Genomic DNA, 23,845 nt, shown 5'->3' on the forward strand with positions numbered 1-23,845 from the left:
ATTTTATGATTTGGTTCAAGTATTGATTTAGCGGCATAATGTTTAATGACGAGCGAAACGTCAGCGGCCAGAGGTTGACAGCAACGGATGGCGTAAAACACCTGGTGTGTCGCGCCCGTTTACGCCGGCGCTAACAATACAGGCTAAAGTCAAACCGCCAGGCTAGACTTTAGTTCCACAACACTAAACCTATAAGTTGGGGAAATACAATGTTCCAGCAAGAAGTTACCATTACCGCTCCGAACGGTCTGCACACCCGCCCTGCTGCTCAGTTTGTTAAAGAAGCGAAAGGCTTCACTTCTGAGATTACTGTGACTTCCAACGGCAAAAGCGCCAGCGCGAAAAGCCTGTTTAAACTGCAAACTCTGGGTCTGACTCAGGGTACCGTCGTGACCATCTCTGCAGAAGGTGAAGACGAGCAGAAAGCCGTAGAACATCTGGTCAAGCTGATGGCGGAACTGGAATAAGTTTTTCCGGGTTCTTTTAAAAATCAGTCACAAGTAAGGTAGGGTTATGATTTCAGGCATTTTAGCATCCCCGGGTATCGCTTTCGGCAAAGCACTTTTGCTGAAAGAAGACGAAATCGTCATTGACCGGAAAAAAATTTCTGCCGACAAGGTTGATCAGGAAGTTGAACGTTTTCTGAGCGGTCGTGCCAAGGCATCTGCACAGTTAGAAGCGATCAAAACGAAAGCTGGTGAAACGTTCGGTGAAGAAAAAGAAGCCATTTTCGAAGGGCATATTATGCTGCTCGAAGATGAGGAGCTGGAGCAGGAAATCATAGCCCTGATTAAAGATAAACACATGACGGCTGACGCAGCTGCGCATGAAGTTATCGAAGGTCAGGCCACTGCCCTGGAAGAACTGGATGATGAATACCTGAAAGAACGTGCGGCTGACGTACGTGACATCGGTAAGCGCCTGCTGCGCAACATCCTCGGGCTGGCAATTATTGACCTGAGCGCAATTCAGGATGAAGTCATCCTGGTTGCCGCTGACCTGACCCCGTCAGAAACCGCACAGCTGAACCTGAAAAAGGTGCTGGGTTTCATTACCGACGTGGGCGGCCGCACTTCCCACACCTCTATCATGGCGCGTTCTCTGGAACTGCCAGCCATCGTGGGTACCGGTAGCGTCACCTCTCAGGTGAAAAACGACGATTATCTGATTCTGGATGCCGTAAACAACCAGGTTTACGTCAACCCGACCAACGAAGAAATTGAAAAACTGCGCGCCGTTCAGGAGCAAGTTGCCACTGAAAAAGCGGAACTGGCTAAACTGAAAGATCTCCCTGCCATCACCCTGGATGGCCATCAGGTTGAAGTGTGCGCCAACATCGGTACCGTGCGTGACGTTGAAGGCGCAGAGCGCAACGGTGCGGAAGGTGTGGGTCTGTACCGTACTGAATTCCTGTTTATGGATCGCGACGCGCTGCCGACTGAAGAAGAACAGTTTGCAGCTTACAAAGCCGTGGCTGAAGCGTGTGGCTCTCAGGCGGTGATCGTGCGTACCATGGACATCGGCGGCGACAAAGAGCTGCCGTACATGAACTTCCCGAAAGAAGAAAACCCGTTCCTGGGCTGGCGTGCTGTGCGTATCGCGATGGATCGTAAAGAGATCCTGCGCGATCAGGTTCGCGCTATCCTGCGCGCGTCTGCTTTCGGCAAACTGCGCATTATGTTCCCGATGATCATCTCTGTTGAAGAAGTTCGCGCACTGCGTAAAGAGATCGAAATCTACAAACAGGAACTGCGTGACGAAGGTAAAGCTTTTGACGAGACCATTGAGATTGGCGTGATGGTGGAAACACCGGCTGCGGCAACGATTGCTCGTCATTTAGCCAAAGAAGTTGATTTCTTTAGTATCGGCACCAATGATTTAACGCAGTACACTCTGGCAGTTGACCGTGGTAATGATATGATTTCACATCTCTACCAGCCAATGTCGCCATCTGTCCTCACATTGATCAAGCAAGTTATTGATGCTTCTCATGCTGAAGGTAAATGGACTGGCATGTGTGGTGAGCTTGCAGGCGACGAACGTGCTACACTTCTGTTGCTGGGGATGGGTCTGGACGAATTCTCTATGAGCGCCATTTCTATCCCGCGCATTAAGAAGATTATCCGTAACACGAACTTCGAAGATGCGAAGGTGTTAGCAGAGCAGGCTCTTGCTCAACCGACAACGGACGAGTTAATGACGCTGGTTAACAAGTTCATTGAAGAAAAAACAATCTGCTAATCCACGAGATGCGGCCCAATTTACTGCTTAGGAGAAGATCATGGGTTTGTTCGATAAACTGAAGTCTCTGGTTTCTGATGATAAGAAAGACACCGGAACTATTGAGATTGTTGCACCGCTCTCTGGCGAGATCGTCAACATCGAAGACGTACCGGATGTCGTTTTTGCTGAAAAAATCGTGGGTGATGGCATCGCTATCAAACCAACCGGTAATAAGATGGTTGCACCGGTTGACGGTACCATCGGCAAAATCTTTGAGACCAACCATGCGTTCTCTATCGAATCCGATAGCGGTATCGAACTGTTTGTTCACTTCGGTATCGACACCGTTGAGCTGAAAGGCGAAGGCTTCAAGCGTATCGCTGAAGAAGGCCAGCGTGTGAAAGTGGGTGACCCGGTAATTGAATTCGATCTGCCGCTGCTGGAAGAAAAAGCCAAGTCAACCCTGACTCCGGTTGTTATCTCCAACATGGACGAAATCAAAGAACTGATCAAACTGTCCGGTAGCGTGACTGTGGGTGAAACCCCGGTTATCCGCATCAAGAAATAATTCTTGCCGCAGAGAAAAATGGCGCCTTCTGGCGCCATTTTTTTATCTACCGGATGGCAAAACCCGCCTGATGGCGCATACGCCGCCATCCGGCATCAGTTCGCGGTTACAATGGTGAGGTCACCGGGCGATAACACTTTTCACGCATCAGGATTTTCATCCCTTCCGGCCCGCTCTCCAGCATCCGCTTTTCTGAATCAGAAACCAACAGTTCACATTGATAGCCGCCCGTGATGCCAAACATTGCGCGCGCCACGCAGATATCTTCCAGCGCATTCAGCCCGCTGGTTTCAAAATGTCCCACGATACGTCCCTGCTGACGAACCACTAACCGATAACTCTTCATCGCGCCTCCCCTGCCGGAGGCAGTATCAGTTCGTCACATCCGCATTGCTGCGTCCAGGTCATCACCGCCAGTACGCGTTCCGCGGCCTGTTGCGTTGCCTGCGTCAACGATTTCCCCAACACAATGCCGCTAATCAACTCGGCACAGAACAGATCGCCGGTCCCTTTCAGATCGGTTTCTACCCGCGGGTGCTCAATCACATCCAGCGTTTGGGCCGTGACCACCGCCACATTGATGGTTTCACTGTCCTGTCCTGGCGCGCTGGTGATGACAATCCACTTCAGCGTGTCGGTCAGCAGCGATCTCGCCGCGATAACAGCCTCCTCCAGGGTGCGGCACGGCATACCGCTGAGCATCTCCAGTTCGAAGACATTCGGCGTCAGCCCCTGCGCCAGCGGCAGCAGGTGATGTCGATAGGCATCCGGTATCTCGGCTTTCACATACATTCCGCTGTCGGTATCGCCAATCACCGGATCGACCAGAACAGGAATGTCAGGATGCGTTTGACGAACGTTTTGCAACCATTGCGCCAGCAGCACGATTTGTTCTGCGCTGCCCATATAACCGGTGGTCACAGCCTTTAACTCGCGCAGCGCATCACGCTCGCTTAACGCCAGCAAATAACCGCGGAACCAGTCGGCCGGAATAACGCCCCCGTAGAACGTGTCATAGTGCGGAGTATTACTGAACAGGACGGTAGGCACCGCCGTCACCCGCAAACCCTTTGCTTTGATGGCTGGCACAGCGATGCTATTGCCGACGCTGCCATACACCACCTGTGACTGAACGGCGACAATATCGGTCTGCAACGCCCGATGCTTATCGTCGAAGAGCACTGACTGAATATCACTCTCCTGCTCCATTAACTTCTCCTCTCACTGGACAGCGGGCGGGTGCCTCACTATTATCGTCATATGCTAAAATTCATTTTGTCATAGGTCAATAATGATCGACGGAAAAACCGCCAGCGAAATCTTTGACAGTATACGGCAGCACGTCACCAGCGGCGTGTTGTCTGCAGGTGAAACATTGCCGCCGGTACGGGAACTGGCTGCGCAACTCAATGTAAATCGCAATACTGTTGCAGCGGCCTACAAACGCCTGGTGACATCCGGACTGGCGCAAAGTCGTGGCCGCAATGGCACCGTTATTAAAAGCGCCTCGACGCCCATCGCACGCGAAGGCGGCGACCCCCACACGCCGCTTCACGATCTCTCCAGCGGAAATCCTGACCCGACTCGCCTGCCGGACCTGAGCCGTTACTTTGCAAAATGTCATCACGACCACCGCCTGTACGGTGACACGCCGGTTTCCCCGGAGCTAAAGCGCTGGGCCACGCAGTGGATGCAGGATGCCGTTCCCGCTGCGGGTGAAATTGATATCACCAGCGGCACAATTGACGCCATTGAACGCCTGCTGAGCGTCCATCTGCTGCCCGGCGATAGCGTGGTGGTTGAAGACCCTTGCTTTTTAAGCAGTATCAATATGCTGCGATACGCCGGATTCAGCGCCAGCCCGGTGCGCGTCGACAGTGAAGGGATGCGACCAGAGGGGCTCGAACAGGCGCTGAGTAAAGGCGCCCGGGCAGTGATCGTTACACCTCGAGCGCACAACCCGACGGGATGCAGTTTAAGCGCCGCACGCGCTGGCGCATTACAGGCCATCCTTGCACGATACCCACAGGTACTGGTGATTGTTGACGACCACTTTGCCCTGCTTTCCGCCTGCGCGTGGCATCCGGTGATTGCGGCAGAAACACTCCACTGGTCGATCGTTCGCTCAATGTCGAAAACGCTGGGGCCAGACCTGCGTCTTGCCATTGTCGCCAGCGATCCCGCGACGTCAGCAAAATTACGCCTGCGTCTAAACGCCGGCAGTCAGTGGGTCAGCCACATTTTGCAGGATCTGGTTTACACCTGTCTGGCAGACCCCGTCTGGCAGCAAACGCTCGCCGAATCCCGCCAGTTTTACGCCGATCAGCAGCGCAAACTGGCGCAGGCACTGCACGCACAAGGCATCAACAACATTTTCCCCGGCGATGGTCTGAACCTGTGGCTACCCCTTGCCGAAGCCAGCCAGAATGTTGCATTCGCGCTGGCGAAATCCGGTTGGCTGGTGCGTGAAGGCGACGCTTTCGGCGTTAACACGCCCGCACAGGGTCTGCGTATCACCCTTTCCACACTCAATGACAACGACATCAACCGCCTGGCCGCCCATCTTCATCAGGCGCTGAGCCAATAACAGGAGAGTATCCGTGCACGTCCATTTTATTATTCACGAATCATTTGAATCGGCAGGCGCTTATTTGCCGTGGGCTGAAACGCGCGGTCATCACATCACCTGGACCCGCGTCTATGACAGCGAACCGGTTCCGGCCAACGCCGATGGCTTTGATATGCTGGTCGTGTTTGGCGGCCCGCAGTCACCGCGCACCACGCTAGCAGAGTGCCCTTATTTTGACTCAAAGGCTGAACAACACCTGATCAACCAGGCTATCTCGGCGGGTCGGATCGTGGTCGGGATCTGTCTGGGTTCACAGTTGATTGGCGAAGCGCTGGGAGCCAGGGTCTGCCAGAGTCCAGAAAAAGAGATTGGTCACTATCCCATTACGCTGACCGAAGCAGGAAAACAGCATCCGTTGCTTGCCCACTTCGGCTCTCCGCTGACGGTCGGCCACTGGCATAACGACATGCCAGGGCTTACCGATCAGGCCACGGTGCTTGCCACAAGCGTCGGTTGTCCACGACAGATCGTGCAATATGGCAATTTTGTCTACGGCTTCCAGTGCCATATGGAATTTACTGCCGAGGCGGTGGAAGGACTGATTCAACATTCTGAGCAAGAGCTGGCGGAAGCCAAAGGGAAGCGCTTTATTCGCTCGAAGGCGGAAATGCGCGAATGGGATTATAAGGAAATGAATGAAAAACTCTGGCAGTTCCTGGATCTGCTGGTGAAAAAACGTCAGGGTTAATCCGCATGCCCGGTCATCGCCGGGCAATGGGGTTAAATCCCCGCGCCCTGGCTGAAGTGCTCTTCGCCAAACACGCCGGTAGAGAGATAACGATCGCCGCGATCGCAAATAATCGCCACTACCACCGCGCCCGGATTGGCTTTCGCAATCCGTATTGCACCGGCGACCGCGCCGCCAGAGCTGACGCCACAGAAGATCCCTTCACGTACCGCCAGTTCACGCATAGTGTTCTCCGCGTCTCGCTGGTGAATATCGACGACCTGATCGACAAGCTGAGCATTAAAAATGCCCGGCATGTATTCCGCTGGCCAGCGGCGAATCCCCGGAATGCTGCTGCCCTCTTCCGGTTGCAGACCCACAATAGTGACCGCGCGGGCCTGCTCGCGCAGAAAACGAGAAACCCCGGTGATAGTACCGGTCGTCCCCATGCTGGAAACAAAATGGGTGAGACGTCCGGACGTTTGCCGCCAGATTTCCGGCCCCGTAGTGGTGTAATGCGCGTATGGGTTATCAGGGTTATTGAACTGGTCCAGCAGCTTGCCTTCGCCGCGCTGAGCCATCTCCAGCGCTAAATCGCGCGCCCCTTCCATCCCCTGCTCTTTGGTCACCAGAATCAGCTCAGCACCGTAGGCGCGCATCGCGGCGCGGCGTTCCTGGCTCATGTTGTCCGGCATCAGTAGCTTCATACGATAGCCTTTCAGGGCCGCAATCATCGCCAGCGCAATGCCAGTGTTCCCGCTGGTAGCCTCAATTAATACATCACCAGGCGTAATCTCCCCGCGTTTTTCCGCTTCAACAATCATCGATAACGCGGCACGATCTTTCACCGACCCCGCCGGGTTATTGCCTTCCAGTTTGACCCAAATTTCACTGCCATTATCCGGCGTCAACCGCTGCAGCTTCACCAGCGGCGTGTTGCCAATAGTTTGTTCTAATGTGTTCACAATTTCAGTCCACAACCCAGACCTGATAAACCCAGCGCCATCAGGCAAATGTGTATTGCCGGAGGCAGCATAACTGTCTTATCCGGCCTACATAAAAAACGCTCTGAGATTACGCTATTTCTGCGAAAACAACATCATCATGACGTTCAATACGCTGATTGCCGTTATACAAGCGTGCGTTTTGCAGGCCTACAAACAGACGCTCGCCGCGTACCGGAGCATCGTCCCCTTGCATGACCACGGTCAACGGGTCGTGATACCACCCGAGCGGCTGCACGACCAATTGGGTGTAATGACCTTTCGGGCTGGCTTCAATAACCTGAACCGGCAACGGCGAATCCAGACTGGTACGGCGGCTGATATCGACTTCCCATGGACGCAGGAACAGATCGACCGGCCCCTGATACGCAGGCGTATAGCCCAGCGGCCAGCGGTGTGCGCCAACGTGGAACTGCCCACCACGAATGGTGCCTTGCAGGCGGTTCACTTCACCCATAAATTCCAGTACAAAGCGGGTCGCCGGTTCACGCCAGACCTGATCCGGCGCATCGGCCTGTTCAATATTCCCCTGGCTCATTACCACCACGCGGTCCGCCACTTCAGTGGCCTCTTCCTGATCATGCGTGACAAAGACGCTGGTGAATTTCAGCTCTTCATGCAGTTGACGCAGCCAGCGGCGCAGCTCTTTACGCACCTGCGCATCAAGGGCACCAAACGGCTCATCCAGCAACAGAATTTGTGGTTCAACCGCTAACGCGCGGGCCAGCGCGACACGTTGTTTTTGCCCACCTGAAAGCTGCGCCGGGAAGCGATCCGCCAGGTGTGCCAGTTGCACCATCTCCAGCAGTGTTGTCACTTTGGCTTTAATCGCCGCCGCATTGGGACGCTCACGACGCGGCAGGACGCTCAGGCCAAAGGCGATGTTGTCGAACACCGTCATATGGCGGAACAGCGCGTAGTGCTGAAAGACAAATCCCACCTTACGATCGCGCGCATGCAGGCGGCTGACGTCGGTACCATGGAAGCGAATATGTCCGCTGGACTGGTGTTCCAGCCCGGCAATAATGCGCAGTAGTGTGGTTTTACCGGAACCGGACGGCCCAAGCAAGGCAACCATCTGACCTGAAGGAATATCCAGTGAGATATCGTTCAGCACCTGGGTGCGACCAAAAGACTTCTTAATATTGGCAATCTCAATGCTCATGATTTTCCTCCTGTTGCGCGCGTTTTTCCTGATTCTCCAGGCGCCATTGCAACATGCTCTTCAAAAACAGGGTAATAATCGCCATCAGCGTCAATAGCGCCGCAGCGGTAAAAGAGCCGACGCTGTTGTAGTCCTGCTCCAGTAATTCAATCTGTAACGGCAGCGACAGGGTTTCGCCGCGAATTGAGCCGGAAACCACCGACACCGCGCCAAACTCGCCAATCGCACGGGCGTTAGTCAGCACCACGCCATACAGCAGCGCCCAGCGAATGTTCGGCAGCGTCACGCGACGGAACATCTGCCAGCCGGATGCGCCCAGCAAAATCGCCGCCTCATCTTCCTGACTGCCCTGACTGAGCATCACCGGCACCAGTTCACGTACCACAAACGGACAGGTGACGAAGATGGTCACCAGCACCATCCCCGGCCAGGAGAACATAATTTGCAGATTATGCTCGTCCAGCCAGCCGCCCAACGGGCCGTTGGAACCGTAAAACAGCAGATACACCAGCCCCGCCACCACCGGCGAGACGGCAAAAGGAATATCCAGCAGCGTCAGCAGCAACTGGCGGCCCGGAAAGTTAAAACGGGTCACCAGCCAGGCCAGCAGAACGCCAAACACCAGGTTCACCGGCACCGCAATCAGGGCGATCAACACCGTCAGCCAGATGGCATGCAGCATATCCGGATCGGCCAGATTCTGTAGCACGGGCATCACCCCTTTGCTGAACGCCTGGACGAAAATGGTGATCATCGGCACCAACAGGATGAACACCGACACCAGCATGCCGGTGCCAATCAGAAACCATTTTCCCCAGTTGATGCGGGGGGCGTCATAACGCTTCAATTGAGTAACTTCCGCCATTAGTGACCTACCACACGTCGGCCAAAGCGACTTTGCAGGGTGTTAATTGAAAACAGCAGCAATAACGATGCCGCGAGGATCACCGAGGCAACCGCGCTGGCGGCAGGGTAATCAAACTCCTGCAAACGAATAAAAATCATCAGCGAGGTGACTTCCGTTTTCCAGGCAATGTTACCGGCGATGAAAATCACTGCGCCGAACTCGCCAAGGCTGCGGGTAAACGACAGCGCGACACCGGCCACCAGCGCAGGTGACAGTTCCGGCAGGACCACCTTGCGAAAGCTTTGCAGCCGCGTGGCGCCCAGGGTTTCCGCCGCTTCTTCATATTCCGGGCCTAACTCTTCGAGTACCGGTTGCACGGTACGCACCACGAACGGAATACTGGTGAACGCCATCGCCACCGCAATGCCAAGCCAGGTGTATGTCACCTTGATATCAAATTTTGCCAGCCATTCGCCGTAGAAACCGTTAACGGAAAACAGCGAAGCCAGCGTCAGACCGGCAACTGCCGTCGGCAGCGCAAACGGCAGGTCCATCAACGCATCCAGCAACGTGCGCCCCGGGAAACGATAGCGGGTTAAAATCCACGCCATCAGCAGGCCAAACACACCGTTAAAAATCGACGCTACAAACGCCGACAATAGCGTCACTTTATAGGCAGCAACCACCTGCGGATTGGTAATCACATCCCAGTATTGCGCCCAGCTCATCTGTGCCAGTTGCATCACTAACGCACTGAGCGGCAGCAGCAAAATCAGGCAAACGAACAGCAGGCTGGTGCCCAGGCTTAAAGTAAAGCCAGGCAATACGCGTCGGGAGGAGACTGCAAACATTACTTACGCCCCGCCGCCAGCAGTTTGTCCAGTTCACCACCGCTGGTGAAATGGGTTTTCATCACCTCAGGCCAGGAGCCAAATTTCTCTTCCACGCGGAACAGTTCGGTCTGTGGGAATTTATCTTTCAGCTTGTCCATCACCTCCGGGTTGTTCACGCGGTAGTAGTAGTCCGTGATGATGGTTTGCGCCTGCGGGCTGTACAGCCAGTTCAGATAGGCTTTCGCCGCTTTCTCGGTGCCGTTGGCCTGCACATTTTTATCCACCCAGGCAACCGGGAACTCAGCCAGAATATTGGTTTTCGGGATAACCACTTCAAAACCCTGCGCTTCATACTGTTTGCGAATGTTGTTCACTTCGGACTCAAAGCTAATCAGCACATCGCCCAGTCCGCGCTCAGCAAACGTCGTGGTCGCACCGCGACCGCCGGTATCAAACACTTCGACGTTTTTCAGGAACTGGGTCATGAACTGTTCGGTTTTGGCTTTATCGCCGCCGTCCGCGTTATCGGCGGCGCCCCAGGCAGCCAGATAGGTGTAACGGGCGTTACCGGAGGTTTTCGGGTTCGGGAAGATCAGCTTCACATCAGAACGGACAAGGTCGTTCCAGTCGCGAATGTTCTTCGGGTTGCCTTTACGTACCAGGAATCCCATCGTGGAGTAAAACGGTGAGCTGTTGTTCGGCAGACGGCTTTGCCAGTCAGCCGGAATCAGCTTGCCTTTGTCATGCAGGATCTGCACATCGGTCACCTGATTGTAGGTCACGACGTCGGCTTTCAGTCCCTGTAAAATTGCCAGCGCCTGCTTTGAGGAGCCCGCGTGCGACTGTTTAATCGTCAGCTTATCGCCGCCGTTATCTTTCGCCCACTGCTGTTCAAACGGCGGGTTGAGGGCGGCAAACAGTTCTCGGGAGACGTCGTACGAGCTGTTCAATAGCTCCGTCGCCTGCGCCTGACCGACCAGTAACAACGACGCCACCAGCGTCAGATATCTTTTTTTCAGTAAGTTAACGGCCATTGCGCACCCTTATAAATTTGATGACTTTCTAATAGCCATAATATTTATAACGAGTGTGAAAGGAGTAACGGTTTTATATACCGTTTACTGATTTGAAAGTTGAAAAGGGAATAAGAGAAACCCCTCCTGATGGTCAGAAGGGGTTGTGTGGTCGTCAGATTCCGACGCTGACGGTCTCCGGTAACGTGCTGCCGCCGTCAATCACGTTTTGCGTGCCCGTGAGATAGCTGGATTCATCCGACGCCAGGAAGGCGGCCAGTTCACCCACTTCCAGCGGGCAGGCCAGTCGACGCAGCGGGATCGCCTTCGCCATTTCGGTCAGCACTGCTTCCGGATCGTCCGGGTTAGACTGCTGCGCAATGCTTTCCGCCATCGGGGTACGCACGTAGCCCGGGCAAATCGCATTCACGCGAATCCCCGACTGGGCGTACTCCACCGCCAGCGATTTGGTCAGCCCGACAATCGCGGCCTTCGACAACGCATAGGCCGTTTCGCCCGGATCGGCGACCATATCGCCAGTGACCGAGGACATCATCACGATGCGTCCGTCTTTACGCTTAATCATCTCCGGCAGGACCGCTTTGGTCACGTTCCAGACGCCTTTGATATTCACATCAATGTGGAAGTCGCGATCTTCGTCGCTCATGTCGAGGAAGCTGCCCAGACGGCAGACGCCTGCATTGTTGACCAGAATGTCGATGCGGCCTTCCACCTCTTTCGCTTTCTTCAACGCCGCCGCCACGGAGGCGGGATCGGTCACATCCGCAATCACCGCCGTACAGCGATGCCCGCGGCCACCGAGTTCATCCGCCAGCTTTTCAATCTCATCGGAGATATCCAGCAAGATTAAGTTCGCCCCATGCCGGGCAAACACTTTGGCGATGCCTTCGCCAATGCCCTGTGATGCGCCCGTAATCAATGCTGTTTTGCCCGTGAGTTTACCCATTTCAATGCTCTCCTTGTGAATATGAAGTCTCACACTCCATTAACATTGAAAATACAGGAAAAAAGGATACGTGCTGAGGAACAGCTCACTAATTAAGGTAAATCTTAGATAAAAATCATCCCCGCCGGGGCGGGGACACTATTTTTATGCTGGTCGTAGCGACGTGCGTAAGCGGAAAATTACAGTGCCAGCAAACGGTCCAGCGACGGCGCAAAGTAATACCCGCCGGTCACCGGTTTGGTGAAGCGCAGCATGGCGTCACGTTTGCCGTCGGTGTCGCCAAACATGCTCAGCAGTTGCTGTTCAATGTTATGCAGACGCGCACAGTAGGCGCAGAAATAGAGACCATGAGTGCCGCTGGCGGTGCCGTATGGCAGGCTCTGGCGAACAATTTTCAGCCCTTTGCCATCTTCTTTCAGATCCACACGGCTCAGGTGCGACGTTACCGGGCGATCGTCGCCATCGATCTCTTCGTTGGCTTCTTTGGTACGCCCGATCATCATCTCCTGATCGTGAATACTCATGCGGTTGAGCTGCTTCAGATTGTGTTCCCAGCGCTGAACAAAGACGTAGCTGCCACCCGCATCCACGCCGTCTTTGATGACCGCCACTTCGCGGCGCGTCTCTTCCCCTGCCGGGTTTTCCGTACCGTCGACAAAGCCGCTGAGATCACGCTCTTCCACCCAACGGAAACCGTGGATCTCTTCCTGGACCTCAATGCAATCGCCGAAGGCTTCCATCGCCGCCTGAGCGACAGAGAAGTTCACATCGTGACGCAGAGAAAGAATGTGGATCAGCACATCGTACTGGGTCGCCGGGGCCAGGCCTTTACCGTAAGGGATAAAGTCTTTCAGCTCTTCAGCCCCCACTCCGCCGCTCAGGGTGCGCCAGGTGTTATTGCCGAAGGCCACGACCGCACCCAGATGGGCGTCCGGGAATGTCGCCTGGAAGGTCGCCAGTTTATCGGCGAACGCTTTGCTGGCACCACGCAGGGCATCAACGTCGCCTTTTACATTCGCTTCAATCCAAATCGCCGCACGGCAATGCTCTGGCAAAATGCCACTCTGAACCTGAGACATCATTCCTCCTGAAAAATGAGAATGCCACGCAATCGTGGCATTGATGGGCGTTATTTTACCCTGTTTTTACGTTCGAGGGTTTGTTCAGACGCAAATTAACGACGCCAGATAATTTTGCTCACTTTCCACGCTTTCAGCGTATCGTCCGGCGGCATTAACCCTTCAGGCCCCTTCCATTCACCGGTAAAGAGATAGCTGATGTGTTGACTGCCTTCGGCTTTACATTCTACTGCGCTCTGCTCAGCGTGGCTGGCAGGCTGACAATTGCCGAACGCTTTGCTGTAGAGGTCGCTAAACGGTGTGCCAATTTCAACGCCCGCGCTGGAAGGAATCCCGCTATCCAGGACATCAATGCGGCTGATGTTTCCCTGCTCGCCGTGAATGACCATCGCCACCTTGTCGCCGTTCATGGCTTCGAAAAAGCGCACCACATTGCCATTCTCGGTCTTCATGCCACTGCGCAGGCGATAGTCGCCGTCCAGCGCATCGGCAATGGCCTGTTCATTTAGCGGCGTCGATGCCGTGAGTGCGCCAACGCCCTGTTCGGTTACTTCTGTCGATGAACCAAACCAGTTCCACGGATTGGCGGCAGACCAGTTTACCGACGACAGCGTCGAACAGCCGGCCAGCACCAGCGGCATAGCACATAACACTACACGCAGCGATTTCATCTCACTTCCTTTCATTAATGATCAACGTTACCTGGAGTCCGGCTTCACCAAAAAGTTCCGTTATTCTTTCTCCAGAGTAAAACAGGCGCCCATCCGTCGGTTGGTCAATAGCCACAAAAGCGCCACGATATCCGCCACCACCAGCGCCAGACCCGCGCCATTGACAGGATCGCCATTGAACCAGAGAACGGGCTGCCAACAGAGCAGCACCACCTGCGCAACAATCAATAGCAGTCGCAATGCCTGCCATAAACGCGGAAAAGTGTAACGTCGCCCGCTCAGTAAAAATGCGAGCACGGCAGGAATGCCGGGTAGCAGCCCCAGCCAAAAGTTGTCGTGATCGGGATAAAACAGATTCAGCAGCGCAGTGCCCTGCTCGCGAGAAGCACCGGCAATCACAAACAGCACCCAGGTCCGCGCCTGAAGCAGCAGCACAAGCCAGAACAAAAAGGGCAGACGCAAATGGCCGTGGCCATCGTAATCTGCAGGATGAAACTCAATATTCTTCATCTTCGATCAGGCGTTTTCCGAGACACAGCACGTCGGAATGCTCATAGCCGAGTCGTTCATACATCCCCAACACCACGTCGTTATCTTCACGCACCATGATCTGAATCTTCGGGCAACCGCGCGCAATGAGTTTTTTCTCAAGCCGGTTAAGCAGCGCATTGGCGATGCCGCGACCGCGAAATTCCGGGTGCACGCCAAGATAATAGGCCGATCCGCGATGACCGTCGTAGCCGCCCATCACCGTCCCTACCACTTCCCCGTTTACTTCCGCAACGAGAAACAGGCTAACGTCATGGTTCACCTTCCGCTCGATATCCATTTCCGGGTCATTCCACGGACGCAACAAATCGCAGCGCTCCCAGAGGGTGATCACCTCTTCGAAATCTTCCTGGCGAAAAACGCGTATCTCCATGGTATTGAGGCCCTTTTCAAGGTTAAAACTCCGATTATGGCGCGAACGCCCCATTTAGCCAATATCTGACGCGAAACGGCGGAAAAAATGGCATAATAGCGGATTGTCACGTATTGAAATGAAAAGTAAAACAATTCTCAACATCAAGCGTCGTAACGGATTACGCGATACGATATAACATCAGGACTCTTTTTTTTACAACTCAGGCCGTATGAGCACTTTTAAACCGCTAAAAACTCTCACATCGCGCCGTCAGGTGCTGAAAGCCGGACTGGCGGCGCTGACATTAACAGGGATGGCGAATGCCACAGCCAAAGAAGCCCCACTGAAAACCAGCAATGGTCACAGTCAGCCTGCCACGAAAAAATCAGGTGGCAAGCGCATTGTCGTGCTGGACCCTGGCCACGGCGGTATCGACACCGGCGCCATTGGCCGCAACGGCTCCAAAGAAAAGCATGTTGTGCTGGCGATTGCGAAAAATGTGCGTTCCATTTTACGCAGTCAGGGGATCGACTGCCGCCTGACGCGTTCGGGCGATACCTTTATTCCCCTGTACGACCGCGTCGAAATCGCCCACAAGCACGGCGCGGATCTGTTTATGTCAATCCACGCGGACGGCTTTACCAATCCCAGTGCGGCGGGCGCGTCGGTGTTTGCCCTCTCCAATCGCGGGGCCAGTAGCGCCATGGCGAAATACCTTTCCGACCGCGAAAACCGCGCCGACGAAGTCGCCGGTAAGAAAACGACCGACAAGGATCACCTGTTGCAACAGGTGCTCTTTGACCTGGTACAGACGGATACCATCAAAAACAGCCTGACGCTGGGGTCACATATTCTCAGGAAGATCAAACCGGTACATAAACTGCACAGCCGGAATACGGAACAGGCGGCGTTTGTGGTGCTAAAATCACCGTCAATCCCGTCGGTACTGGTTGAAACCTCGTTCATCACCAATCCGGAAGAGGAGCGACTGCTGGGCACCACGGCATTTCGTCAGAAGATCGCCACCGCCATCGCTAATGGTGTGATCAGCTATTTCCATTGGTTTGATAATCAGAAAGCCCATTCGAAGAAACGGTAATCATGAAACCCGATGCTCTACGCGTAAAACAGTTCCTGCTGAACTTGCAGGATGCCATTTGCCAGCAGCTCACCGCCATTGACGGCGCGGAGTTTGTCGAAGATAGCTGGCAGCGTGACGCGGGCGGCGGCGGACGGAGTCGGGTGCTGCGTAACGGCGGCATCTTCGAACAGGCTGGCGTCAATTTTTCTCACGTACACGGTGACGCCATGCCAGCATCGGCCACGGCTCATCGCCCGGAACTGGCAGGACGCAGTTTTGAAGCGATGGGCGTGTCGCTGGTCGTGCACCCGCTTAACCCTTATATTCCCACCAGCCATGCCAACGTGCGTTTTTTTATTGCCGAAAAGCCGGGTGCCGACCCGGTCTGGTGGTTTGGCGGCGGTTTTGACTTAACGCCCTACTACGGCTTTGAAGAAGACGCCATTCACTGGCATCGCACCGCGCGCGATCTGTGTCAGCCGTTTGGCGACGATGTCTATCCACGTTACAAAAAGTGGTGCGATGACTATTTCTTCCTCAAACATCGCAACGAGCAGCGTGGCATCGGCGGGCTGTTTTTTGACGATCTGAACACGCCAGATTTTGACCACTGTTTCGCCTTCATGCAGGCCGTCGGCGAAGGCTATACCGAGGCGTATCTGCCGATCGTTGAGCGCCGCAAGGCGATGAGCTGGGGTGAACGTGAGCGTAACTTCCAGCTCTATCGTCGCGGTCGTTACGTGGAGTTTAATCTGGTGTGGGATCGTGGCACCCTGTTTGGGCTTCAGACCGGCGGGCGCACGGAATCCATCCTGATGTCGATGCCGCCGCTGGTGCGTTGGGAATACGACTGGCAGCCGGACGCTGGCAGCCCGGAGGCCGCTCTCAGCGATTTTATTCAGGTGCGTGAGTGGGTGTAATTGCCTGATGGCGGCTTACGCCTTACCAGGCCTACAATCCATTGCAGCCTGCGTTCATCACATCCACTGGCGCATACGCTGGTGCAACGTCAGCGACGGCTTCTCGGCAAACAATTGCTGGTAGTCGGTGGCGAACTGCCCTAAATGCCAGAACCCCCACTGCATTGCCGCATCCTTGACCGTGGTACTCTGCGACCACGGGCTGATTAATTCCCGTCGCACCGCATTCAGGCGGATCCTTTTCAGCCACGCATTCGGTCCAATCCCCAAAATGGCGTGAAATGCATTCTGCAACGTACGACGGCTGACGTGAAGCTGGTTGCAGAGGTCGAGTACCGTCAGCGGCTCCGACATATTTTCCAGCACATACTCACGCGCCCGGGAGAGCAGTTTGCGGTAGCCCTGGTGGCTGATACTCTCCGCCGAGTTGATAGGATGCGCGTCCTCCAGCATCATGCCCATCGCCAACAACAGATTATCCCCCAGCACCTTACGCACTGCGGGTTGATGAAGATTCTCCGGGTTCTCGCTAAAAGTCGCCAGCGCCTGCTGGACAAAGCCCCACAGCGCCGCCTTGTGCTGCTCTTTGACCTCCAGCGCCGACTGGTTGCGCAGCATATGCAGCACCCTTTCCGGATTATGTAAAAACTGTGCCTGACGGGAAATCACATCCTCTGAAATCACTACCCCGAGAATCGTGTAATCATCCGGCGTGCTCAGCTCGAACTCCGTACCGCCCGGGCGGGTCGCAATCTCGGCGCTGCCGAGACACTGTGCGCCAATAAATCCCTGCTCGCCCCGCGTGGCCGGAATGCCAAACCAGAACGAATTCGGCCACACCAGGCATGACTGACGCAGCGCCAGTCCGGTGTATTCGCGAAAAACCTGAATGTCATCGAGCAAGATTTCCGTGAATTCACCATGAAACTTCCCCGGATGCAGTTGATCGTAAATCTGCTGCCAGGCAGTGATGGTCAGGGCGTGCTCATAAACATCCGTGGTCCGCCGCTGGTGAACGTTGTCCACTTCCACCTTTGGCGTGAGTTTAACGTCTTCGGGTAACGCTTCATGATAAAGATGGTGCAAACTGGCTGAACGGGTCTTTTTCATGATCTTTTATGCCGGACGCCTGGTAAGACGCCCGGCCCTCCGACAGGTTAATTTTTTAAGCGATAGCGACTACTGCGTTTACGCAACGCCCCGTCAGTGAAGAGCTGTTCCAGTGCGTTTCTGGCCTCTTCAAGCGGCCAGCCAAAGTGCGCGGCGACCTCTCCTGCCGTCATTCCCTGACGCGCTGTAGCGAGCTGCGCCAGCAGCGCGTCGGCGTATTCAGACCGTACAGGTGCTTCAGGCTTCGGCGCTATCTTCTGCTCAGGGGATTTCGACGCGCGCTTAAATCCGCCGATCAGCCACTGGGTGTCGTCTTCTGGCCGACCAATTTCTTTGCGGCTGATGACGCGGCCTGTCCGCTGTGCTGCGGCGCTTCCGGCATCCAGCGCCGCACGACACGCCGCCAGATCGCCTTCCACCACCAGCGTCACTTTGCCCGGGTCAAGCACTTCATGACTCAGCAGGTTGACATTAGCCGCCTTCAGCATGGCATCCGACGCGTCCACGGCGGCAACCATGCCCTCCACTTCCAGTAACCCCAGTGCATTGATCATTGATGACCTCCGTTACGCGCGCTGAACAGGATTACGGGCGATGTCCAGAACCGCATCGGCAAAGGCATTACAGGCAGCTTTACAGGCAGCCTGGCTACCGGTCAAAAACGCCGCCGAGTAGTTAGTTTCTGACGGAGGCGGCACGTAGGTCACCAGTTGAACATCGGCGGATTTCATTGCCGCATCAATGCCATACGTTGCTTCCAGCGGCGGTGCCACCAGATAAGCCAGCGGATCGCCCAGCGCGATCCCTGCCGTTGACGACAGATAAGAGCCGGTACGCGACACCACATGCGCCAGGAACGCGGTGTTTTCCGCATCGTTCGCCCACTGGAACGCCGCGCCGCCTTCGATATGCGCCACCATCGCATCCAGCCCGGCGCGCACTTCCGCCGGGTTTGGACCGCCCAACATAATCAACACTTCACCGGCTGTCGGCGATGGCCCATGGGCCGCCCCGGCGTACAGCGAACGGCCATACACCACTTCAACCATCGCCTGTTTTGTCGCTTCGTCTGCGGCAATATACGTCACGTCATCAGAATCTGCCGTGATGAGACCGAGGCTACGTATATGCGACGGTAATTTAAGTTCGCGTGCAAACCCGTCGTTCACGGAAGCAATCACGCGCATCGCGCTGACCGACGGTCGAATCAAATCTAATGCTGGCATGATGCCTCCTTAACGGGTCATGTTAATGCCGGACGCTTTCTGCTCCAGCATGCGTTTGGCCAAATCCACGATGACAGCAGCGGCTTCTACCGGCGGCGTACCGCCCTGGTGGATGTTGGAAATACAGGTACGGTCGGCCTCCACCGTCGTCGCCACGCGCGGTGAATAGACCGCGTAGCAGGAGAGACTCTCCGACTGCCCCAGTCCTGGACGTTCACCGACCAGCAGAATCACCACTTTCGCTCCGAGGATCTCGCCGATCTGGTCTTCAATCTTCACGCGGCCATAGCGGACAAAGAACGGTGTCCCGACCTTCAGTCCGGCCTGCTTCAGACCGGACAGCAGCGGGGGCAGGATCTCTTCATAGTTCGCGGTGATCGCATCGGTAGACAGGCCGTCAGACACCACCACCTGAACATCCGGATTTGCGACGCACTGCGATTTCAGCGCCTCTATGGCTTCCTGACTCAAACGGCGGCCCATATCCGGGCGCGTCAGGTAGAGATTTTTGTCGCTGATTTCCGAACGCACTTCCAGCAGTCCCTGCGCTTTTACCCACTCTTCCGGCACCTCTTTCAGTACGGTGTCTTTTGAGCGTGAGTGGTCGGCGAGAAAACGCAGCAGCGCCTGAGTGCGTGGACGCGGACCGGCACGCCCGGTGCAAACGCGCGCTGCGGTACTGCGCCGCAGTTCGGTCAGCACCTCTGCGCGATGCGGGTTCTCCACGCCAATCCAGGCTTTTGCTTCAGCGGAGCCTAAATCCAGCGCGCAGCTCTCTGTAGTCGACGGTGCCGCACACTGAGGTTTGTCGCAGGACTGCGACGGGGCGGCGGTCTGCGGCTGTGTCTGTCCCATTGACGCCATTACGCTGCGTACAATTTCTTCAATCTGTTTTTGATCCATTGTTTGTCATCCCCGCGTCATCAGAAGAACAGTGACGGATCGCCCGCCCGTTTGGTCAGGCGACCGTTTGCCATAATGCCCATCGTTTCCAGCCAGCGTTCAAACTCCGGCGACGGACGCAGATTCAGCAACTGGCGTACGGTCGCCGTATCGTGGAAGGCAGTGGTCTGGTAGTTGAGCATGATGTCGTCGCCAAGCGGCATACCCATGATGTAGTTACAGCCCGCGGTGGCGAGCAGAATCATCAGGTTTTCGTTGAGGTTCTGATCGGCATCGGCATGGTTGGTGTAGCAGCAGTCACAGCCCATCGAGATGCCGCTCAGCTTGCCCATAAAGTGATCTTCCAGACCGGCACGAATAATCTGGCGGTCATTGTAGAGATACTCCGGCCCGATAAAGCCCACCACGGTGTTCACCAGGAATGGATCGTAATGACGCGCCAGGCCGTAGTTACGTGCTTCCATCGTTACCTGGTCCGCCCCGAAGTTCGCCCCGGCGGAAAGCGCCGAGCCCTGTCCGGTTTCGAAATACAGGCAGTTTTCTCCAGCGATCCGGTTAAACTCCGCCCCTACCGCACGCGCTTCGTCCAGCATTGCCAGCTCTACGCCGAACTCTTTTAAGCCCTTTTCACTGCCGCAGATACTCTGGAAGATCAGTCCACCCGGCGCACCGCGACGGATCGCTTCAATCTGCGTGGTAACGTGCGCCAGCACACAGCCCTGGGTCGGGATGTTGAACTTGTCGATCACCCCATAAACCGTGTCCAGTACGCGGCTTAAGTTCTCCACATCGTCGGTCACCGGGTTGACGCCAATCACCGCATCGCCGGCACCAAAAGAGAGCCCTTCGTAGATTTGCGCGGCAATACTCTGCACATCATCACGGGTATCGTTCGGCTGCAGACGACAGCTGAAGGTGCCCGGAATACCGATCGTGGTGTTGGCCTTTTTGATCACCGGCATTTTCTTGCCGCCGTAGATCAGATCGGCGTTAGAGCAGATCTTCGCCACTGCCGCCACCACTTCCGAGGTCAGTCCTTTACGCGTAAAGGCAATATCATCAACCGAGGTGTCATCGCTCAGCACATGCTCACGCAGCTCGCTGATGCTCCAGTTCTTAATGCGGTTGTAGGCCGTTTCGTTGACATCGTCCTGAATCAGGCGCGTGACGCAATCCTCTTCATAGGAAATCACCGGGTTGTTGCGAATATCCGCCACCGTCATTTCCGACAACACCTGTTTCGCCGCGACACGCTCCTGCGAGCTTTGCGCCGCAACGCCGGCCAGCACATCCCCCGAACGCAGTTCGTTGGCTTTTGCCAGCACCTCTTTTACATCCTTAAACTGATAAACATTGCCGAACAATGTGGTCTTTAGTTTCATAAGTCGTTCCCTCAGGAAGGAAATGCGAGTGATTTCACCGTCACCGGCACAACCGATCCGCCAAACAAAGGCGTACCAATGTCGATATAGTCGCCCGCCCGGACAATCACTTCGTCAATGACCGCCAGCGGGAGTTGCTGTAACTGTGGGCGCAACAGCATGCCCAGCGCTTTACCAAAGTCCTGCTCGGCCACCACCAGCAGGGGATGCGGATTCGGGTAACGCGCGATGAAGGCCAGCAGCGCGTCGATGACCGTAAGTAATGCGGCGTAACGCACCGGCAACGAGGCGGGAAGCGCCAGTACGTATGCGTCAGTCTGTGGATCCAGATCGAGCTGCATCAGCGCCTGTTGCCACGCGCCAACCAGATCGGCGTCATCCATCGGGATCGCCACCGGCAGATTGCGCAGCGGCAACTGAACCCCTTCCAGCCAGATGGTGCTGCCCGAGAGCGACAGCGTGTGCGCCCCTGCGCCAATCACCGTGGCGCGCACGGTCTGCGCCGGAAACTGCACGTTCATCGCACGCAGACGCGGATGCTCATGCAGCGCCGTCGCCAGCAGCGGCCCAATATCAGAAAAGCAGAACGGATCGGCAGGCAGATTGCGATAGCACTCTCCCACGCCGCCGGACAGGGTGATGACCTCCGGCTTCGCGTCCGCTGGCAGTAACCCGGTTTGCATCAGCGTTTGCGCCAGCGGCGACAACGCGCCGTCGATCACTTCTACGATCAGACTCGCCATCCGCTGCGCCACCAGCCCTAACTGCGCGACGGTCAGTGAACGGGCATCGGTACCCACCCCGAATACCTCATCGACAATCTTCTGACCGGGTTGATGGGCATGTACGACGCGCCCTTGACCGTCGGTCTCCAGCAGACGCCCGCCGACGTTCAGACAGGCGGTGCCGCTCACCTTTCCGGCATCAAACAGCGCATAGTTCGAAGTGCCGCCGCCGATGTCGATGTTCAGCACCCGGCACATCCGCTGTTCAGACAGGGTTTGCGCCCCGGCGCCGTGACCGGCAATCACCGATTCCAGATGCGGTCCGGCACTGGCAACCACAAAGTCACCGAGCGACTGGGAGAGCGTCATCACCGCCGGGCGCGCGTTGCGGGTTTTCGCGCTCTCGCCGGTGATGATGATGGCTCCTGAATCAACCGATTCCGGCGCGATCCCCGCCGACTGATACTGCGCGAGGATCAGCGCTTTAAGGTCGTCCTCCCGTAACCCGCCCTGCTTATCGACGGGGGTAAAGAAGACCGGGCTTTGCCAGCTAATGTCGCGTTTGATGAATTCGTAACGGGGCACCTGCGACACTGCCGCACGGTTAACCAATTCCAGGCGCGAGAAGATCACCTGCGTGGTCGTGGTGCCGATATCGATACCGACGCTCAATAGCTGGCGCGTGTTCACGATTGCGCCTCCACTTCCGTTTCTGCCGGAACGTTTTCATCTTTTGGCACCAGCATCATGGCCACGCCAATCGCCGTAACACCGCCAATCAATTTGCCGACAATCATCGGGAAGATCATGGCGTTCATATTGGCCGCCGCGAAGCCTAAGTGGTCACCCAGCGCGAAGGCTGCGGAGACGGCGAAGGCGCAGTTGATCACTTTGCCGCGGGTATCCATCTGCTTCATCATGCCGAACATCGGGATGTTATTCGCCAGTGTCGCCACCATGCCGCCTGCTGCCATATTGTTGATTTTCAACAGGCTTCCGACGCGCATCAGCGGTTTCTCAAACCAACGGGTCAGTAACAGCACCATCGGATACGCCCCGAGCAGCACGCAGGAGATAGAACCGATCACTTCAATGGCGCGCATCACTTCACCGGGGGTGTCGCCAGGTGCCATAAAGATGGGGTCGAGACCGGGGATCAGCTCCCAGCCCAGCAGGAACTTGATGACTGCCGCGGCGAGACCAATGGTGATCAGCGCAACGAGGAATTTGGCGAAGATCTGGAAGCCGTTGATCATTTTTTCCGGGATGAATTTCAATCCCAGCGCCACCAGCACGGCGACGATAATCACCGGGATCATGTTCATCAGGATCAGCGCGAAGGTGAATTCGACCGGTTGTCCGTTGATCTCAACGCCCGAATACATCGCGACCAGACCACCGGCAATACAGCCGATAGGGATCGTGACAATGCCTGCCAGCACCCCAAGCGCCAGATAACGGCGGTCAGACGGCTCAATAATGCCCAGCGCAACGGGGATAGAGAACACGATGGTGGGCCCCATCATTGCCCCCAGAATCAATCCCGAATAGAGCCACGCCGCGACGTCGCCACCCGCCAGCTCTTTGGCAAGGAAGAAGCCGCCCATATCGCACGCCAGCAGCGTTCCGGCGAACATGGATGGGTTCGCGCCAAGCATTTCATACAGCGGAATAATCACCGGCCCGAGCAGTTTGGCTAACACCGGCGCCAGCGCGGTCATACCGACCATCGCCAGTCCCAGAGCGCCCATCGCCATAAACCCTTCTTCGAACTGACCGCCGGATCCCTCAATACTTTTGCCGAACTTCCCGAGGAAACGCGCCGACCCGCCGAACTGCGACAGGATCCTGTCCACGGCGGCAATCAGCATAAAGAACATCATGATGTACATGATGATTTCGTTAATTCCCATACCCTTATCTCCATT

26 protein-coding genes are annotated in these 23,845 nt (G+C 55.8%); 7 read left to right on the plus strand and 19 right to left on the minus strand.

The genetic code is table 11. The annotated features are described in order from the left end of the window. Positions 1 to 209 precede the first annotated feature (209 nt). Genes ptsH through crr form a run of 3 tightly spaced genes read left to right on the plus strand, consistent with a single transcriptional unit; the run spans position 210 to position 2,791 of the window. Positions 210 to 467 carry a phosphocarrier protein Hpr gene (ptsH, locus tag ACQ0PY_RS16790; protein WP_000487600.1) on the plus strand — a complete coding sequence of 86 codons (258 nt, stop codon included), beginning with the start codon at positions 210 to 212 and terminating at the stop codon, positions 465 to 467. A gap of 46 nt (positions 468 to 513) precedes the next feature. Continuing rightward, the gene (gene ptsI / locus ACQ0PY_RS16795; protein ID WP_042999907.1) at positions 514 to 2,241 is read left to right on the plus strand and encodes a phosphoenolpyruvate-protein phosphotransferase PtsI; all 1,728 of its coding nucleotides are present in this window, start codon (positions 514 to 516) and stop codon (positions 2,239 to 2,241) included. A gap of 40 nt (positions 2,242 to 2,281) precedes the next feature. Next, positions 2,282 to 2,791, plus strand: a complete 510-nt coding sequence (crr, locus tag ACQ0PY_RS16800; RefSeq protein WP_000522253.1) for a PTS glucose transporter subunit IIA — start codon at positions 2,282 to 2,284, stop codon at positions 2,789 to 2,791. A gap of 106 nt (positions 2,792 to 2,897) precedes the next feature. Here the strand turns inward: crr and ACQ0PY_RS16805 are convergent, their stop codons facing one another. Both ACQ0PY_RS16805 and pdxK read right to left on the minus strand, forming a co-directional pair. Continuing rightward, entirely contained in the window at positions 2,898 to 3,137 is a 240-nt protein-coding gene (locus tag ACQ0PY_RS16805) for a hypothetical protein (protein ID WP_042999906.1), read from the minus strand. Continuing rightward, positions 3,134 to 4,000, minus strand: coding sequence for a pyridoxine/pyridoxal/pyridoxamine kinase (gene pdxK / locus ACQ0PY_RS16810; RefSeq protein ID WP_042999905.1), 867 nt, complete (start codon positions 3,998 to 4,000; stop codon positions 3,134 to 3,136). The genes ACQ0PY_RS16805 and pdxK overlap by 4 nt, the downstream gene beginning before the upstream one ends. A gap of 82 nt (positions 4,001 to 4,082) precedes the next feature. On the opposite strand from pdxK, the gene ptsJ reads away from it, so the two are divergent. Then, positions 4,083 to 5,378 carry a MocR-like B6 salvage transcription factor PtsJ gene (ptsJ, locus tag ACQ0PY_RS16815; protein WP_109740456.1) on the plus strand — a complete coding sequence of 432 codons (1,296 nt, stop codon included), beginning with the start codon at positions 4,083 to 4,085 and terminating at the stop codon, positions 5,376 to 5,378. 13 nt (positions 5,379 to 5,391) lie between these two features. Then, positions 5,392 to 6,108 (plus strand): type 1 glutamine amidotransferase, encoded by a 717-nt coding sequence (locus ACQ0PY_RS16820; protein ID WP_058586930.1) that lies wholly within the window; start codon positions 5,392 to 5,394, stop codon positions 6,106 to 6,108. A gap of 32 nt (positions 6,109 to 6,140) precedes the next feature. Here the strand turns inward: ACQ0PY_RS16820 and cysM are convergent, their stop codons facing one another. From cysM to ACQ0PY_RS16870, 10 genes are all read right to left on the minus strand, one after another. Continuing rightward, on the minus strand, positions 6,141 to 7,052 hold the full coding sequence (cysM, locus tag ACQ0PY_RS16825; protein WP_044268303.1) for a cysteine synthase CysM: 912 nt from the start codon (positions 7,050 to 7,052) through the stop codon (positions 6,141 to 6,143). Between the two features lie 109 nt (positions 7,053 to 7,161). Continuing rightward, positions 7,162 to 8,256, minus strand: coding sequence for a sulfate/thiosulfate ABC transporter ATP-binding protein CysA (gene cysA, locus ACQ0PY_RS16830; protein WP_044258378.1), 1,095 nt, complete (start codon positions 8,254 to 8,256; stop codon positions 7,162 to 7,164). Further along, a complete protein-coding gene (gene cysW / locus ACQ0PY_RS16835) occupies positions 8,246 to 9,121 on the minus strand; it encodes a sulfate/thiosulfate ABC transporter permease CysW (RefSeq protein ID WP_042999901.1) in 876 nt (291 codons plus the stop codon). Before cysW ends, cysA begins: the two co-directional genes overlap by 11 nt. Then, on the minus strand, positions 9,121 to 9,954 hold the full coding sequence (gene cysT / locus ACQ0PY_RS16840) for a sulfate/thiosulfate ABC transporter permease CysT (protein ID WP_042999900.1): 834 nt from the start codon (positions 9,952 to 9,954) through the stop codon (positions 9,121 to 9,123). The genes cysW and cysT overlap by 1 nt, the downstream gene beginning before the upstream one ends. Continuing rightward, positions 9,954 to 10,970, minus strand: coding sequence for a thiosulfate/sulfate ABC transporter substrate-binding protein CysP (gene cysP, locus ACQ0PY_RS16845; protein WP_044258375.1), 1,017 nt, complete (start codon positions 10,968 to 10,970; stop codon positions 9,954 to 9,956). Before cysP ends, cysT begins: the two co-directional genes overlap by 1 nt. A 154-nt stretch (positions 10,971 to 11,124) precedes the next feature. After that, the gene (gene ucpA / locus ACQ0PY_RS16850) at positions 11,125 to 11,916 is read right to left on the minus strand and encodes an SDR family oxidoreductase UcpA (protein ID WP_044327215.1); all 792 of its coding nucleotides are present in this window, start codon (positions 11,914 to 11,916) and stop codon (positions 11,125 to 11,127) included. A 179-nt stretch (positions 11,917 to 12,095) separates the two neighbouring features. Beyond that, entirely contained in the window at positions 12,096 to 12,995 is a 900-nt protein-coding gene (locus tag ACQ0PY_RS16855; RefSeq protein WP_061069799.1) for a Dyp-type peroxidase, read from the minus strand. Between the two features lie 95 nt (positions 12,996 to 13,090). Beyond that, complete coding sequence (locus ACQ0PY_RS16860) at positions 13,091 to 13,666, minus strand: RpoE-regulated lipoprotein (protein WP_109740457.1); 576 nt, start codon at positions 13,664 to 13,666, stop codon at positions 13,091 to 13,093. A gap of 60 nt (positions 13,667 to 13,726) precedes the next feature. Continuing rightward, complete coding sequence (locus ACQ0PY_RS16865) at positions 13,727 to 14,176, minus strand: DUF2919 domain-containing protein (protein WP_109740458.1); 450 nt, start codon at positions 14,174 to 14,176, stop codon at positions 13,727 to 13,729. After that, positions 14,163 to 14,588: a GNAT family acetyltransferase gene (locus tag ACQ0PY_RS16870; protein ID WP_042317665.1), complete on the minus strand. Its 426-nt coding sequence runs from the start codon at positions 14,586 to 14,588 to the stop codon at positions 14,163 to 14,165. The genes ACQ0PY_RS16865 and ACQ0PY_RS16870 overlap by 14 nt, the downstream gene beginning before the upstream one ends. 211 nt (positions 14,589 to 14,799) lie before the next feature. Here ACQ0PY_RS16870 and amiA point away from each other — a divergent pair, with 211 nt between their 5' ends. Both amiA and hemF read left to right on the plus strand, forming a co-directional pair. Next, positions 14,800 to 15,669, plus strand: coding sequence for an N-acetylmuramoyl-L-alanine amidase AmiA (amiA, locus tag ACQ0PY_RS16875; protein ID WP_042999894.1), 870 nt, complete (start codon positions 14,800 to 14,802; stop codon positions 15,667 to 15,669). 2 nt (positions 15,670 to 15,671) lie between these two features. After that, entirely contained in the window at positions 15,672 to 16,571 is a 900-nt protein-coding gene (gene hemF / locus ACQ0PY_RS16880) for an oxygen-dependent coproporphyrinogen oxidase (RefSeq protein WP_058586934.1), read from the plus strand. A 57-nt stretch (positions 16,572 to 16,628) separates the two neighbouring features. On the opposite strand, the gene eutR is transcribed toward hemF, so the two are convergent. Genes eutR through eutH form a run of 7 tightly spaced genes read right to left on the minus strand, consistent with a single transcriptional unit; the run spans position 16,629 to position 23,830 of the window. Continuing rightward, complete coding sequence (gene eutR, locus ACQ0PY_RS16885) at positions 16,629 to 17,681, minus strand: HTH-type transcriptional regulator EutR (protein WP_042999892.1); 1,053 nt, start codon at positions 17,679 to 17,681, stop codon at positions 16,629 to 16,631. A 47-nt stretch (positions 17,682 to 17,728) separates the two neighbouring features. Further along, a complete protein-coding gene (gene eutK / locus ACQ0PY_RS16890) occupies positions 17,729 to 18,235 on the minus strand; it encodes an ethanolamine utilization microcompartment protein EutK (RefSeq protein WP_044258365.1) in 507 nt (168 codons plus the stop codon). 12 nt (positions 18,236 to 18,247) lie between these two features. Beyond that, a complete protein-coding gene (eutL, locus tag ACQ0PY_RS16895; protein WP_042999890.1) occupies positions 18,248 to 18,907 on the minus strand; it encodes an ethanolamine utilization microcompartment protein EutL in 660 nt (219 codons plus the stop codon). A gap of 9 nt (positions 18,908 to 18,916) precedes the next feature. Beyond that, the gene (gene eutC / locus ACQ0PY_RS16900; protein ID WP_042999889.1) at positions 18,917 to 19,810 is read right to left on the minus strand and encodes an ethanolamine ammonia-lyase subunit EutC; all 894 of its coding nucleotides are present in this window, start codon (positions 19,808 to 19,810) and stop codon (positions 18,917 to 18,919) included. 20 nt (positions 19,811 to 19,830) lie between these two features. Continuing rightward, positions 19,831 to 21,192 (minus strand): ethanolamine ammonia-lyase subunit alpha, encoded by a 1,362-nt coding sequence (eutB, locus tag ACQ0PY_RS16905; protein ID WP_042999888.1) that lies wholly within the window; start codon positions 21,190 to 21,192, stop codon positions 19,831 to 19,833. Positions 21,193 to 21,203: 11 nt separating this feature from the next. Beyond that, positions 21,204 to 22,607 (minus strand): ethanolamine ammonia-lyase reactivating factor EutA, encoded by a 1,404-nt coding sequence (eutA, locus tag ACQ0PY_RS16910; protein ID WP_109740459.1) that lies wholly within the window; start codon positions 22,605 to 22,607, stop codon positions 21,204 to 21,206. Further along, the gene (eutH, locus tag ACQ0PY_RS16915) at positions 22,604 to 23,830 is read right to left on the minus strand and encodes an ethanolamine utilization protein EutH (RefSeq protein ID WP_042999886.1); all 1,227 of its coding nucleotides are present in this window, start codon (positions 23,828 to 23,830) and stop codon (positions 22,604 to 22,606) included. The genes eutA and eutH overlap by 4 nt, the downstream gene beginning before the upstream one ends. Positions 23,831 to 23,845 lie beyond the last annotated feature (15 nt).

This window comes from Citrobacter sp. LST-B2 (assembly GCF_057983045.1).